This is a genomic window from Vibrio paucivorans (assembly GCF_054053395.1).
Map to the genome: position 1 here is coordinate 2,429,284 of NZ_CM133230.1, position 13,914 is coordinate 2,443,197.

9 protein-coding genes and 16 tRNA genes are annotated in these 13,914 nt (G+C 45.0%); 16 read left to right on the forward strand and 9 right to left on the reverse strand.

Going from position 1 to position 13,914, the window contains the following annotated elements:
• The first annotated feature begins 249 nt into the window (after positions 1–249).
• The 16 genes from ACXABW_RS11035 (at position 250) to ACXABW_RS11110 (ending at position 2,521) form a co-directional block, all read left to right on the forward strand.
• Positions 250–326, forward strand: a tRNA-Met gene (locus ACXABW_RS11035).
• A 49-nt stretch (positions 327–375) separates the two neighbouring features.
• Positions 376–460 (forward strand) — tRNA-Leu (locus tag ACXABW_RS11040).
• Positions 461–503: 43 nt separating this feature from the next.
• A tRNA-Gln gene (locus ACXABW_RS11045) sits at positions 504–578 on the forward strand.
• 82 nt (positions 579–660) lie between these two features.
• A tRNA-Met gene (locus ACXABW_RS11050) sits at positions 661–737 on the forward strand.
• A 56-nt stretch (positions 738–793) separates the two neighbouring features.
• Positions 794–878: transfer RNA gene (locus tag ACXABW_RS11055), tRNA-Leu, on the forward strand.
• A 37-nt stretch (positions 879–915) separates the two neighbouring features.
• Positions 916–1,000 (forward strand) — tRNA-Leu (locus tag ACXABW_RS11060).
• A gap of 14 nt (positions 1,001–1,014) precedes the next feature.
• A tRNA-Met gene (locus tag ACXABW_RS11065) sits at positions 1,015–1,091 on the forward strand.
• Positions 1,092–1,144: 53 nt separating this feature from the next.
• Positions 1,145–1,229, forward strand: a tRNA-Leu gene (locus tag ACXABW_RS11070).
• 56 nt (positions 1,230–1,285) lie between these two features.
• Positions 1,286–1,360 (forward strand) — tRNA-Gln (locus tag ACXABW_RS11075).
• Positions 1,361–1,506: 146 nt separating this feature from the next.
• Positions 1,507–1,591: transfer RNA gene (locus ACXABW_RS11080), tRNA-Leu, on the forward strand.
• Between the two features lie 56 nt (positions 1,592–1,647).
• Positions 1,648–1,722 (forward strand) — tRNA-Gln (locus ACXABW_RS11085).
• A 146-nt stretch (positions 1,723–1,868) separates the two neighbouring features.
• A tRNA-Leu gene (locus ACXABW_RS11090) sits at positions 1,869–1,953 on the forward strand.
• Between the two features lie 56 nt (positions 1,954–2,009).
• Positions 2,010–2,084 (forward strand) — tRNA-Gln (locus ACXABW_RS11095).
• A 68-nt stretch (positions 2,085–2,152) separates the two neighbouring features.
• Positions 2,153–2,237: transfer RNA gene (locus ACXABW_RS11100), tRNA-Leu, on the forward strand.
• A 56-nt stretch (positions 2,238–2,293) separates the two neighbouring features.
• Positions 2,294–2,368: transfer RNA gene (locus tag ACXABW_RS11105), tRNA-Gln, on the forward strand.
• A 68-nt stretch (positions 2,369–2,436) separates the two neighbouring features.
• A tRNA-Leu gene (locus ACXABW_RS11110) sits at positions 2,437–2,521 on the forward strand.
• A 483-nt stretch (positions 2,522–3,004) separates the two neighbouring features.
• On the opposite strand, the gene ACXABW_RS11115 is transcribed toward ACXABW_RS11110, so the two are convergent.
• From ACXABW_RS11115 to flgF, 9 genes are all read right to left on the reverse strand, one after another.
• On the reverse strand, positions 3,005–4,138 hold the full coding sequence (locus ACXABW_RS11115; RefSeq protein ID WP_252027779.1) for a flagellin: 1,134 nt from the start codon (positions 4,136–4,138) through the stop codon (positions 3,005–3,007).
• A gap of 471 nt (positions 4,139–4,609) precedes the next feature.
• Positions 4,610–5,749 (reverse strand): flagellin, encoded by a 1,140-nt coding sequence (locus tag ACXABW_RS11120; protein WP_457522716.1) that lies wholly within the window; start codon positions 5,747–5,749, stop codon positions 4,610–4,612.
• A 359-nt stretch (positions 5,750–6,108) separates the two neighbouring features.
• Complete coding sequence (gene flgL, locus ACXABW_RS11125) at positions 6,109–7,302, reverse strand: flagellar hook-associated protein FlgL (RefSeq protein ID WP_252027781.1); 1,194 nt, start codon at positions 7,300–7,302, stop codon at positions 6,109–6,111.
• Positions 7,303–7,313: 11 nt separating this feature from the next.
• Complete coding sequence (gene flgK, locus ACXABW_RS11130; RefSeq protein ID WP_252027782.1) at positions 7,314–9,188, reverse strand: flagellar hook-associated protein FlgK; 1,875 nt, start codon at positions 9,186–9,188, stop codon at positions 7,314–7,316.
• Positions 9,189–9,377: 189 nt separating this feature from the next.
• The gene (flgJ, locus tag ACXABW_RS11135) at positions 9,378–10,286 is read right to left on the reverse strand and encodes a flagellar assembly peptidoglycan hydrolase FlgJ (RefSeq protein WP_457522718.1); all 909 of its coding nucleotides are present in this window, start codon (positions 10,284–10,286) and stop codon (positions 9,378–9,380) included.
• A gap of 11 nt (positions 10,287–10,297) precedes the next feature.
• A complete protein-coding gene (locus tag ACXABW_RS11140) occupies positions 10,298–11,389 on the reverse strand; it encodes a flagellar basal body P-ring protein FlgI (RefSeq protein WP_252027784.1) in 1,092 nt (363 codons plus the stop codon).
• Between the two features lie 57 nt (positions 11,390–11,446).
• Positions 11,447–12,226, reverse strand: a complete 780-nt coding sequence (gene flgH / locus ACXABW_RS11145) for a flagellar basal body L-ring protein FlgH (protein ID WP_457522720.1) — start codon at positions 12,224–12,226, stop codon at positions 11,447–11,449.
• Between the two features lie 21 nt (positions 12,227–12,247).
• A complete protein-coding gene (flgG, locus tag ACXABW_RS11150; RefSeq protein WP_252027785.1) occupies positions 12,248–13,036 on the reverse strand; it encodes a flagellar basal-body rod protein FlgG in 789 nt (262 codons plus the stop codon).
• Positions 13,037–13,057: 21 nt separating this feature from the next.
• The gene (flgF, locus tag ACXABW_RS11155; RefSeq protein ID WP_252027786.1) at positions 13,058–13,807 is read right to left on the reverse strand and encodes a flagellar basal-body rod protein FlgF; all 750 of its coding nucleotides are present in this window, start codon (positions 13,805–13,807) and stop codon (positions 13,058–13,060) included.
• Positions 13,808–13,914 lie beyond the last annotated feature (107 nt).

The window sequence follows — 13,914 nt, forward strand, 5'->3', positions numbered from 1 at the left end:
AACAAGCTGGCTTTTTTCGTTTTTAAGCTTTCTTAAGTGCGAATACGAAACAAGTTAACTTGTTCTAAACTTGCTGTTTTGATAACAGTTTTCGATCACAAACGCGTCTCTTTGTTTAAAAAGAAACCGAACGACCGTTTTATCGGGATTTATTAAAAAAAACTATTGACGGGTTTAGCTCAACTCCGCATAATGCGCCCCGTTCCCAGCGAGACAACAACGTTTCACTGAGAGCAACAATATGGTATTGGCTACGTAGCTCAGCTGGTTAGAGCACATCACTCATAATGATGGGGTCACAGGTTCGAATCCCGTCGTAGCCACCATTTCCTAAACGCTTTTTACTTTAAACCGTAAGAGCTGTTAGGAAATAATGCGGAAGTGGCGGAATTGGTAGACGCACCAGATTTAGGTTCTGGCGCCGCAAGGTGTGAGAGTTCAAGTCTCTCCTTCCGCACCATTATTTAGAATAACTTGTTTGTTAATGACAAATTATTCGCTGTTGGGCTATCGCCAAGCGGTAAGGCAGCGGCTTTTGATGCCGCCATTCCCTGGTTCGAATCCAGGTAGCCCAGCCATTAATTATAAAAGTGCTATTTATCTTGAAAAAGATGATGACACTCGCGATGAGATTATATATATTGTCTCGCTCGCAAAGATGGCTACTTAGCTCAGTTGGTTAGAGCACATCACTCATAATGATGGGGTCGCAGGTTCAAATCCCGCAGTAGCCACCACAATTCATTCAATAGTTTTTACCAGTTAACTGTTGGTGATATATAGATATTGAGACGCGGAAGTGGCGGAATTGGTAGACGCACCAGATTTAGGTTCTGGCGCCGCAAGGTGTGAGAGTTCAAGTCTCTCCTTCCGCACCATCTCAATTCATCTATAAAAACAAAGTATGCGGAAGTGGCGGAAGTGGCGGAATTGGTAGACGCACCAGATTTAGGTTCTGGCGCCGCAAGGTGTGAGAGTTCAAGTCTCTCCTTCCGCACCATACTTTGACAATTTGGCTACTTAGCTCAGTTGGTTAGAGCACATCACTCATAATGATGGGGTCGCAGGTTCAAATCCCGCAGTAGCCACCATTTCCTAAGCGCTTTTGTTTGCTTTAAACATTGAAAAGCTTTTAGGAAATAATGCGGAAGTGGCGGAATTGGTAGACGCACCAGATTTAGGTTCTGGCGCCGCAAGGTGTGAGAGTTCAAGTCTCTCCTTCCGCACCATTATTTAGAATGACTTGTTCTGTTGCCTAAGAGTAATAAAACAGATTGTTCGCTGTTGGGCTATCGCCAAGCGGTAAGGCAGCGGCTTTTGATGCCGCCATTCCCTGGTTCGAATCCAGGTAGCCCAGCCATTATTTAACAGGTCGAATTGAGTGCATTATTTGATGCCCCATCTATTCTCCCTGGTTCGGCTCTAAGCAGCCAGAACACAACAACGTCTCACTGATTTACCAATCATCAGTGATGACCATACTCTTAGCAGAGATTAAACAGCTATGCGGAAGTGGCGGAATTGGTAGACGCACCAGATTTAGGTTCTGGCGCCGCAAGGTGTGAGAGTTCAAGTCTCTCCTTCCGCACCATTATTTAGAATGACTTGTTCTGTTGCCTAAGAGTAATAAAACAGATTGTTCGCTGTTGGGCTATCGCCAAGCGGTAAGGCAGCGGCTTTTGATGCCGCCATTCCCTGGTTCGAATCCAGGTAGCCCAGCCATTATTTAACAGGTCGAATTGAGTGCATTATTTGATGCCCCATCTATTCTCCCTGGTTCGGCTCTAAGTAGCCAGAACACGACAACGTCTCATTGATTTACCAATCATCAGTGATGACCATACTCTTAGCAGAGATTAAACAGCTATGCGGAAGTGGCGGAATTGGTAGACGCACCAGATTTAGGTTCTGGCGCCGCAAGGTGTGAGAGTTCAAGTCTCTCCTTCCGCACCATTATTTAGAATGACTTGTTCTGTTGCCTAAGAGCAATAAAACAGATTGTTCGCTGTTGGGCTATCGCCAAGCGGTAAGGCAGCGGCTTTTGATGCCGCCATTCCCTGGTTCGAATCCAGGTAGCCCAGCCACTACAACGTCTCATTGATTTACCAATCATCAGTGATGACCATACTCTTAGCAGAGATTAAACAGCTATGCGGAAGTGGCGGAATTGGTAGACGCACCAGATTTAGGTTCTGGCGCCGCAAGGTGTGAGAGTTCAAGTCTCTCCTTCCGCACCATTATTTAGAATGACTTGTTCTGTTGCCTAAGAGTAATAAAACAGATTGTTCGCTGTTGGGCTATCGCCAAGCGGTAAGGCAGCGGCTTTTGATGCCGCCATTCCCTGGTTCGAATCCAGGTAGCCCAGCCACTACAACGTCTCATTGATTTACCAATCATCAGTGATGACCATACTCTTAGCAGAGATTAAACAGCTATGCGGAAGTGGCGGAATTGGTAGACGCACCAGATTTAGGTTCTGGCGCCGCAAGGTGTGAGAGTTCAAGTCTCTCCTTCCGCACCATTATTTAAAACCCAGCTTAACGGCTGGGTTTTTCGTTTTTAGTCTGTCGAGCTTACCCACTCAATCGGCAATAGATCTGACAAAGTCAATTCACTCGATATCCTCTCTGATCAATACAAATTTCAACTGTACTTAAGCTTAAACGTCAGCAGAGCTTCTAGTCATATAGGCATATCGAAGAAATTCCTCTGGTGTGTAGCGGCTAGGTATACCGATTTCCAATTTTAATGACAAGGTTGCCCATCAACCAATAGAACGGCGCTACAAATTGGAAACTCGGAGGATCACTAACTGCGTACGGTTATCTAGTCGGCTGAGTTACGATTCGACTGTAAATGACGCAATCACCTGGGTTCATCTCGTTATTGATTTCATAACACACTCTCGTTTTTAGCGTGGAAAGTACTACTTTGTTTAGGACGGGATAATTAGGGTGAAAAAAAACCCAGCGTTAAGCTGGGCCTTTTATTCGTGACTCTCACCTTAGCCAAGTAGACCAAGAGCTGAGTTAGGAGCTTGCTTTGCTTGCGCCAGAACAGAGCTAGAGGCTTGAGAAAGGATCTGCGACTTAGTCAGTGCAGTTGTCTCTTTCGCAAAGTCTGTATCTTTGATACGGCTCTTAGATGCATTCACGTTTTCGTTAATGTTTTCTAAGTTGTTGATAGCGTGGTCAAAACGGTTTTGGAACGCACCTAGTTCTGCACGATGGCTATCTACAAACTTCAATGCTGCATCAACGACAGCAACTGATTGTTGTGCACCGCCAACAGTACGAACATCGATAGTATCAACTGTTTCAGCTTGAGCCTGACCAATTCCAAGTTCACCAGCTAAACTACCACCAAAGGTCGCAGCGCCTTCTACTTTGTTATTACCAGTGAAGAGCTGAAGCTTGCCGTCTTCATCTACTGAAGCCGTAACCATATCGGTTTGACCATTGATGTAAGTTGCTAGCTGCTCGATATCATCGCCTTCTTTAGCGTTGATAGCGATATTTTGCTGCACGCCAAACTTATCAGTCAGTGCGATTGTTAGGTCGTTAGCACCTGCTTTCACTTCCCAATCTTTGTCTTGGCCGTTAGCCGCTTTGTACGAGTTACCACCCATCATCGTATTGTCGCTACGCATGTTGTTCAGGGTAAGCATTACTGCTTCACCATTATCCGCACCGATCTGGAATGATTTAGTAGAAAACGTACCGTTTAGTAGCTTGTTACCACCAAATGATGTGGTTTCAGCAATACGGTTCAACTCGTTGTTAAGAGCTGTAACTTCCTCTTGAATCGCAACACGCTCAGATTTTGAGTTAGAGCCGTTTGCAGATTGAAGTGAAAGATCACGCATACGTTGAAGAATGTTAGTGGTTTCGTTCATTGCACCTTCAGCTGTTTGTGCAATCGAAATACCATCATTCGCGTTACGGACCGCAACGTCCAAGCCACGACTTTGTGCATTCAAACGGTTAGAGATCTGTAGACCCGCTGCGTCGTCTTTCGCACTGTTGATTTTAAAGCCAGATGATAGACGTTCCATTGATGTTTGCTGAGCATTATTTGCACTGTTCAAATAACGCTGCGCTGTCATCGCTGATACGTTTGTATTTACATTAACCGCCATAGTGGTTTCTCCTATTGATTTTCCGGCGTAGCGGAAATTTCCGAACGGTTTCCGACGTCTCGGAAAACCAATTAGTTCTCTCAAAGTACCCTTATTAACGACACGGTTTGAGATTCCTTTAGAAAAAAAATAGGTAAAAAATAAAAAATACACGAAAGCAATGAATAACAAGACCTTACGCCCAGAAGGTAAAAAAAAAATTAAAGAAAATTGAGGTTTGGTCGAGAGGGGGGAACGCTAAATTGCAGATAAGAAAAAGCCCCTTTTCCTTTGAGAGAACTGGGGCTAGTTGGTAGCCAGAGCCAATGTGGAGATCAAGAGAAATGAACACATCACCGGCTGACCGGGTGCATGCTTATCGTAAAGTCACTAAACGTAAGTGAGAGAGTCTAATAACCAATAATAATCATGCTTTGCCATTGATCCTTTACTCTATGCCCACGTCTGAACACGCAAGTAAAGTCTCTGGGGTTACTGCAATAGTGACATTGCAGAGTTTGGCAACTGTTTTGCTTGAGCAAGTATCGAAGTACCTGCTTGTTGCAGAATTTGTGATTTCGTTAATTGAGTCGTCTCTTTGGCGAAATCGGTATCTTTAATACGACTGTTAGAAGCTTCAACGTTTTCTTGGATATTCGCCAAGTTGTTAATGCTGTGGTTAAGTCGGTTTTGCTTCGCACCTAGGTCAGCACGCTGAGAGTCTACATAACGTAGTGCAGCGTCGATAATACCTACCGCGTTTTGTGAACCACCTACTGTTTTAATATCAATATCTTGAACAGTAGACGTTTGACCTAATCCACCAGCAAGGCCAAGTTCACTTGCCAGTCCACCTGATATAGCGAAGTTACCTTCTAGCTCATTTTCGGCGATAAAGATTTGCAGCTTACCTTCTTCATCAACCGAAGCTTTTAGCTTGTCAGTTTGACCGTTAATGTAAGTTGCTAGCTCTTCGATGTCTTGGCCTTCTTTTGCCATGATATCAACCGTAGTCTGCTCACCTTTATCGTTGGTGTATTCAAACTTAATGTCTTTTGCTGTTGGTTGAACATCCCACGTTGCCGTCTTAGGTTGAGCGGCAATGAATGTGTGCCCCCCCATGCGAGAATCATCCGCACGGATACTGGTTAAGCCCATGATAATAGCTTCACCTGAACTCGCACCAATTTGGAATGAAGCATCACCAAACGAACCATTCAACAGCTTACGTCCACCGAATGATGTTGTCTCTGCAATACGGTTTAGCTCGTCTTGCAGTGCTACAGCTTCTTCGTTCAACGCTTTACGCTCAGACGGCGAGTTCGTGCCGTTAGCCGATTGCAGAGCTAGGTCACGCATACGCTGAAGAATGTTAGTCGATTCGTTCATCGCACCTTCTGCTGTCTGAGCAATGGAAATACCATCGTTGGCATTACGCATAGCTACATCTAGGCCACGAGACTGTGCGGTTAATCGGTTCGAGATCTGCAGGCCAGCTGCATCATCTTTTGCACTGTTGATTTTGTTACCTGAGGATAGGCGTTCCATCGAGGTATTCAATTCACCAGTTGCCTTATTTAGGTAACGCTGCGCGGTTAGCGCTGACACGTTAGTATTTACTGTAATGGTCATACTTTGCTCTCCTAGTGAGTTCGCAAATGCTTTGCGAAGCGGCCAGCTTAATCTCATTTGGAAGCACTGACCGTAAGTGACTTATATCCCTTATTTACTAGGGTTACTCGTCTATAAATTCGCTACGTACACTGATTAATACAATTTATGTGCCAAGTTATAAAAACCCATCAAATAAAACATTAACCAACTTAATATCAACAACTTAGATCATTAGGTAATAAGTAAGTTTTTTTCTTATTACTTGCTTTCCAAGTCGTGCTGGGCGGCATTGCCGCTCTTTTGCCTCCCTACCCAATCGGTGAGGAAGCACAACACATCACTTCGCTCATACGGCAGATGCACGTATGGCATTAAAGTTAGATGTAGTTAAATAGAGTGAGGTCTTTCGTTTTGCCGAATGCCTGTTGCGACGCTTGCAGTGCCCGAGTGTTTTCATTGAACTCAATAACGGCAGCCGCATAGTCCAAATCTTCGAAATTACTTCTAGATTTAGCTAATGTAATCTTGAAGTCTTCATGTTGCTGCTCTTGGATATCTAAAGTACCTAAACGTGCACCAACGTCAGTACGCGCTTTGTTAAGGTGTATAAATGCAGCATGGAATTCTTGCGTGATCTGATGCAGTTTCGCTGTAACATTCGGGTCTGACACTGAACCCTTGGATAACTCCATCGCGTCTCTAAAGCTATCGAAGATGGAATAAGTCTTTCTAGGTTCGAGTGAAATGGCATCACCTTTGGTGATCTGCCCTTTTACCTGAATAGTAACGTCTTGGTACTTGATGCCCACCGAAGGGTCAAACTCATCGGCTTTTACTACAGCACCGTCTTGCTCCAGCTGATAGCCAAACTTGCCATTCGCCATATCAACAAAAGTCACTTTATAGACTGACTGATCATCTGGGTTAGTATTAACAGCACGCTCTAATAGAAGATCGGAACCATCATTCAATTGATACTGAGGCTCGTAATCACCAAATGGATTATCAATCTCCATAAACATCTTGCTGCCAGGGTCATTGATTGCCATCTCCAAACTGTTAGAGATTTTCATCTTGCGCTGGTAGTCATCACCTGCGTAACTTACGTTCCCTTGATTGTCTTTGAAGAAAGGTTGATTCTTCGGTTTTGTACCGGCGAATATGTAGTTACCAGACTCGTCTTGTACATTAACAAGGTTCAAAAAGTTATTGGCAATCTCTTCAATTTCTCTAGATTTAGCCACCCTATCTTCCGGTGATAACGAGCCGTTGATCATTTCCATTACAGTACGTTTCGCTTCATCGGCAAAACTCTCCGCATTGGAAACAATGACTTCATGATGTTCTAAGCGGTTTCTCACCAACACGATCGCATCAACATACTGGCGTAATTGTTCCGATTGCTGAGTTACATTCTGGATATAGTGGGCTGCTAGCGGATCATCACTGGCTTTTTGCAGCTTTTTGCCCGATGCCAATTGCGCTTGGTTGTGGTGCACCTGAGTTTCTTGGCGGCGCAAATCATTTTGTACCGACTGATAGTTATGGAAGCTAGAGATTCTATTTAACATTAATTAGCCTCCTACCTTAGTGCCAAGATGGTGTTGAATGTGTCATTTGCCGCTTGGATAATGCGTGAAGACGCCATATACGACTGTTGAAACTTCATCATGTTTGCCGCTTCTTCATCCAGGTTTACACCAGCAATAGATGCAATGCGCTCTTGGGCCGCTTCTTTTTCTAAGCGTGCTACGTCTGCAAGACGCGAGGCGGTGGACGTTTTAAGCGCAACATTGCTGTTTAGGTTTTGGTAAACGTCGATGATGGTCGACTCTTTATCATTCAGCTTTTTCGCTGTCTGCAGATCCTGCATTTTACGTAAGTTGCCGTTGTCACCTTCAGAAGGGACAAGGTTTGCCGTAAACTTATCATTCGGCAAAGCGCCAGCTGAAAGCTCAAACGTGGTGCCCTGAACTGTCACAGGCCCAGTAGGTGGGTACGCTTGTGGCTGCATCAGCACTTTGCCTTTGGTATCCGTTACAGCAAACTGATCGCCCTTTGGTGAAATCACCACTTCGAACTCTCGAAGGTCGCCCGCAGCTCTAATCTTGAAGCTCGCACTACCTTGTGCAAAAGTGGTTGATGCCTGATAGCTTTGTGCCGCAATCGCAGTTGGATCATTGGTACGCATCTGAATTTGTGCCGCCCCTTGGCGCGTTGGGCGAATAAGTATACGTTCTCCAAGCTCTAGCCCTTTTCGGACCTCAATACGCATCCCATCAACCAGTAGCTCTCCACCGACTAGAGGAGCTGTAATGCGTTCTCCTGTTGGCTTAGTGACAATGTAGTCGCTGCCGTTGTATTGCAGAGAATACTCGCCCCCTTGAAGCTGGGCAGTATCATCAATAAATACAGCAAGCTCAGCATTCGAGCCCGCAGGTTGAACAACACGAGATTTTGCGACTACTTCAGAGTTCATATCAGTAAAGATAAGACCACCGACGTTGCCTCGTAGGTCCAGACCTTGAGATTGTAATTTATTCACCTCATGTGCAAAGGCAGTGGAAAGTAGGCCCATCTGATCCATTACTTGAGGTATATGCTCATCACGCATGTCCAAAATGGCGCCAATGTTACCGCCAATATCTTTAGCGGTAATGGCCTTGATACCTTTGCCTTCCACCATTGCAAGACGACGTTTATGCACATCTGGGTACCCATCCATGACCGCTAGTTGGCTTGCTTCAGTGCCGGAAACTAAAGTATGTCCGTTACCAATATGGACGTTGTATCCCTCGTTATTTTGACGAGTGGTAACCGTAACCTTGGTGTATTGAGAAAGCTCGTTGACGAGTTCGTCATGCTGATCTTTTAAATCGTTATGCGGCGCTGGAGTCCGCATCATTAAACGCTGCAAATCTCTTAATTCATAGGCAATCTGATTGATTCGTTCCACACCCATATTGAGCTTTTTGTTGGCAACGTCAGATTGCATCCTTACCGTCTCGTGGAAGTCGTTGAGATTCTTGGCAATGAGCTCCGCTTTTTCGAGAACAACTTTACGTGAACCGACATCATTTGGGCTATCAGCTAGTGTTTTAACAGCATCAAACCATTGGTTCAGGTTCTCTGGAATTTTTTTGGAAGTCACTGAAGACAGCATGCGCGTCAACATGTCTAAGTTTTCTTCTGTGTCTTTACGAAAAGCATTATTAGTCGTCGAGAGGTTCAACTCATTAACGGCAAATTGATCCCATGAGCGGCGAACATTTTCCACGTGGACACCCATCCCATAGGTCTGCCCACCAAAGTGACGAGGATCATTGGTTCCTTGGATTACAGATTGACGGCTATAACCTTCTGTATTCACATTAGAAATGTTATGACCAGTCGTGTTTAGCTGTCTCTGAGATGTGAGAACACTTTGTGCCCCTAAATTCAGAAGATCTGACGACATACGCCCCCCAAAAAACCAATAAAATGGAGTAGTTACTACTCATCCACTAGTTAAAAAGCAATATGTATGCCAAGTGGGTAATATTTACATTAAACAGGGGTTATAGCGCCTATTGTTTGGAAGTGCGGGAGGCAATACCTGAAAATTGAGAACATAATAAAACCCGCAACAGCGGGCTTTATTATGTGCTTACATTTGGTCGATTCGTTGTTTAACTCGAAGGACCTTATCTGCGTATTTAGGGTCTGTGGCGTAACCCGCTTGATGGATGCCTCGAATAAAGTCTTCAGAGCTGCCGTTGTTCTGTAGCGCTGTACTGTAACGTGGGTTCTGGTTAAGGAATTGCACGTAATCCTCAAAGCTATCTTGATAACTTTGATAAGAGCGGAATGCTGCTTTCTCTTTCACTGGCGTATCACCATGATATTCCAGAGTTTGAGTGGCTACTTTATCACCTTGCCAGCTTCTATCCGCTTTAATATTGAATAAGTTGTTACTGCTTCCACGTGAGTTCTTAACCACTTTTTGCCCCCACCCTGTCTCAAGAGCAGCTTGTGCAAGCAATAACGAGGAGTCAACACCAAGCGCCTTGGCGGCTTGCTCAGCATACGGCTTCATAGAAGCAATAAAGCTTTCCGGAGATTCAAACGAGGTTGGTTCAGCAGCTAAAGGAGCAACATCATTACCAGATTGAGCCCGCATTTCACGACTACGTGCTACTTTGTCCATGATTTCTTCGAAGTTGTCTTTTCGATTATCGGCATTAGGGTCATTGATTGTCCCCGTGCTCAATTGAGCAACGATCATATCAGCTAAGCCTAACGAGCCAGACTTGCTCATATCACTCGCCATCTGTTCATCCAACATCTGACGATAAAATTGCTCGTTTTGGCTATTCATTAAACCGGAATCAAACGTAGAGTTGGCATCACGCATTGATTTGAAAAGCATCGAAGTGAAAATCGATTCAAACTGTTTCGCAGCTGCAGTCAAGGCCGCTTTCTCGCCTTCACCTTCTCCGTTCACGGCCTGTTGTCGAAGCTTGTCTAAGCTAGCAATGTCATGTACGAATCCAACATCATTTCCATTGTTAATCATGACACAGCCCCTTAGATAACTATCAATTGGCCTTCAATTGCACCCGCTTGTTTAAGCGCTTGCAGAATGGCCATGAGATCAGAAGGTGCAGCGCCGACTTCGTTCACCGCACGAACGAGATCATCTAGGGTTAGACCAGGTTCAAACTTGAACATTTTTCCCTGTTCTTCAGTCACTTCAATATCAGTGTCAGGGGTTACTACCGTTTCTCCGCCACCAAAGGCATTCGGCTGGCTCACATTCAGGTTTTCTTTAATCGCTACAGTCATTCCACCGTGAGTTACGGCGGCAGGTTTTAGCCTTACATGACGCCCTACGACAATAGTACCAGTACGCGAGTTAACGATAATTTTTGCAGCACCATCTGCTGGGTTGAACTCTAAGTTTTCGATCGCAGACAAGAAAGCAACTCGCTGGCTCACATCGCGTGGAGCACGAACTTTTACTGAGGTCGCATCCACAGCAGATGCCATTTGAGGGCCTAGGAAGTTATTGACCGCATCAGCCATACGTTGAGCAGTGGTAAAATCAGATTCAAGCAAGTTAAAAGTGATAAAGTCACCTCGGCTAAATGGCGATGGTATTTCTCGCTCGACGATTGCGCCGCTAGAAATCATACCTGCAGTAGGGTTATTACCCACGATTTTCGAGCCATCTGCGCCCTCCGCGCTGAAACCACTCACCACAAGATTACCTTGTGCTACTGCATACGTTTCACCATCCAAGCCTTTTAGAAAGGTTTGCATCAATGTACCGCCACGTAGACTTTTCGCAGAGCCAATCGAAGAGACGGTTACATCGATGGTTTGGCCTTGTTTAGAAAATGCCGGTAGGTCTGCAGTTACAATAACTGCAGCGACGTTTTTAGTTTTTGGCTTAGTACCCGGCGGCAACTGAATGCCGAAGTTTTGCAGCATTGCATTGAAGCTTTGGTCTGTAAACGGGGTGGATTCACCGGTGCCCGGTAAACCCGTGACTAGACCGTAACCCACCAATTGGTTACTACGTACCCCTGCAACTTGCGCTACATCTTTGATACGCGCCGCTTGCGCGCTAGTGGCAATGAAACAAATGCCAATCAGTAACAGGGATAACTTTTTCATCATATATACCTTTCAATGAAATGAGCGTGAAGCCAAAAACTCGACCTTTCTACAACGTTATAATGAGACATTAAAGAATCGTGCCAAGAATCCAGGTTCTTGCATATCTCTGTTGGTACCCGTACCAGAATACTGGATTCGAGCATTTGAAATACGGTTCGACGCAATGCTGTTGTCAAAATCAATATCGTCCGGTCGAATCGTTCCGCTTAATCGGATGTATTCATCGCCCGTATTCAGCGTTAGCCACTTTTCACCACGAATGACGAGGTTGCCGTTTGCTAACACTTCAATGACTTCAACCGTAATGAAACCAGAAATACTGTTGCTTTGGTTCGCTTCAGCACTACCACTGAAGTTATTGTCATTTTGTAAATTATAGGAGAAATCGTAGTCACCGATGTTCAGTGGTTGTCCACCCACTTCAAGCGGTTCCATTGAAGAGTCATTCGCTTTCGAAAGGTCAGCATCTGCACTTTTCGCCGCTTTGGTGCTCTCATTCAGTTCAACAGTGATGATATCGCCCACACCACGTGGCTTTGAGTCATCATATAAACTATTTGCACTGGCCAAGTTAAACAGAGAGCCCGTTTCTGCCGCATAGTGCTCTGGCGCGTGTTTAGGGTGAATTGGCGCCCATGCAGGATCTCCTGCAACTGGATCATTACGTCCGCGCAGTGCATCCGTAAGTCCCGATTGCTCGTCAGAAGACTTATCTCCTTCAACCGCATCAACCGTCGTTGTGCCCTGTACAACATCAGAAGTCTCTATTGGTTCTTGAAATGCCGAACAGCCAGCTAGAACCAACAATGAAAGAACAGAAATTTGGCGAATCATATCGAATTCCTCAATTCAAACTTATAGCTGTTGGTTCACAAAGCTCATCATCTTATCTACCGCTGAAATTACTTTCGAATTCATTTCGTAGACTCGTTGAGCTTCGATCATATTAACCAACTCTTCCGTGACATTAACGTTTGAAGTTTCAAGCATCGCTTGGCGGATATCACCAAACCCATCAAAACCTGGAACACCCTCCTGTGGGTCACCACTTGCCCCTGTCGGCAAGTAAAGGTTTTGACCAATAGGCTCTAGACCACCAGGGTTGACGAAGTCTACGGTAGTAAGCTGACCGACAACTTGGTTATCTTGCTGACCAGGGAGGCGAACGGATACCTCACCGTCCGTACCCACAGTAATGCTTGTTGCATCTTGTGGAATAACGATCTCTGGTTCGACGGTATAACCTGCGCCAGACGTGACTAATGCACCTTCATCATTCACCGTGAATTGACCGTTACGCGTGTAACCAATATTGCCGTCTGGCATCAGAATTTGGAAAAAGCCATCACCTTCAATCATCATGTCCAAGCTATTGCTTGAGGTCTGAGTATTACCTTGTGTATGAACTTTTTGTGTAGCAACTACTTTAGAACCGGCACCAAGCATTAAACCGCTTGGCAGTTCGGTATTCTGAGAAGACTGGCCGCCAGGTTGATTAATATTTTGGTAAAACAAATCTTCAAAAACCGCACGGCTTTTCTTGTAACCCACTGTCGATGCGTTAGCCAAGTTGTTCGAAATCGTTGAGATATTGGTTTGCTGGGCGTCAAGTCCAGTCTTACTGACCCATAATGCTGGATGCATAGTCGTCTCCTTAAATCCTTATTAGCTCATACGAAGGAGAGAATCGGATGCTTTATCCATATCCTCTGCCGTGCTCATCATCTTGACCTGCATTTCAAATTGTCTTTGCAAATCAATTAGACTTGTCATCTCACCTACCGCGTTCACATTGCTTCCTTCAATGGCGCCAGTAAGAAGTTTGACATTGGCATCTGCTTCATATGCCACATTTGGCTCTTTCGAACGAAAAAGGCCATTGGAATCTTTGAATAAGGCTTGGTTATTGGTGTTGGTGAGCTTAATACGATCAACCACTTCAATAGCGTCCGCAGGAGCGCCTTGAGGTACAACCGAGATCGTACCATCAGTACCTATTTCGACTTTGCTTAGCGGGATAGGCAACGTAATTGGTGCCCCATTCTCACCAAGTACAAGGTGGCCTGCAGAATTGGTGAGTAAACCGTTTTGGTCAATCTTTAGGTTGCCGTTACGAGTGAGACCTTCCTTGCCGGTCTTATCCATTACAGAAATCCAGCCGTTACCCTTGATCGTGACATCGAGATCTCGGCCTGTCGTAATGACGCTGCCCTGTGCAAAATTCTGCCCTGGTCGCTCAGTCATGCTAAATACGCGGCTAGGTAAACCATCACCATAAGCCTGCATTGACCTTGCTTGCGCCAAATCAGCACGGAAACCCGTGGTACTAACGTTCGCAAGGTTGTTAGCTCTAAGCTGTAAAGCCTGCATATTTTGCTTTGCGCCACTCATGGCAAGAAACAGTGCGCGATCCATAACGTGCTCCAATAACCTATATTCAGATCAATTAAAGCAATGAACGTGCCAATTTTTATCTTATTGATATATGAGAGATTTTAGCGAAAACGGCAAGCGAATGTAGA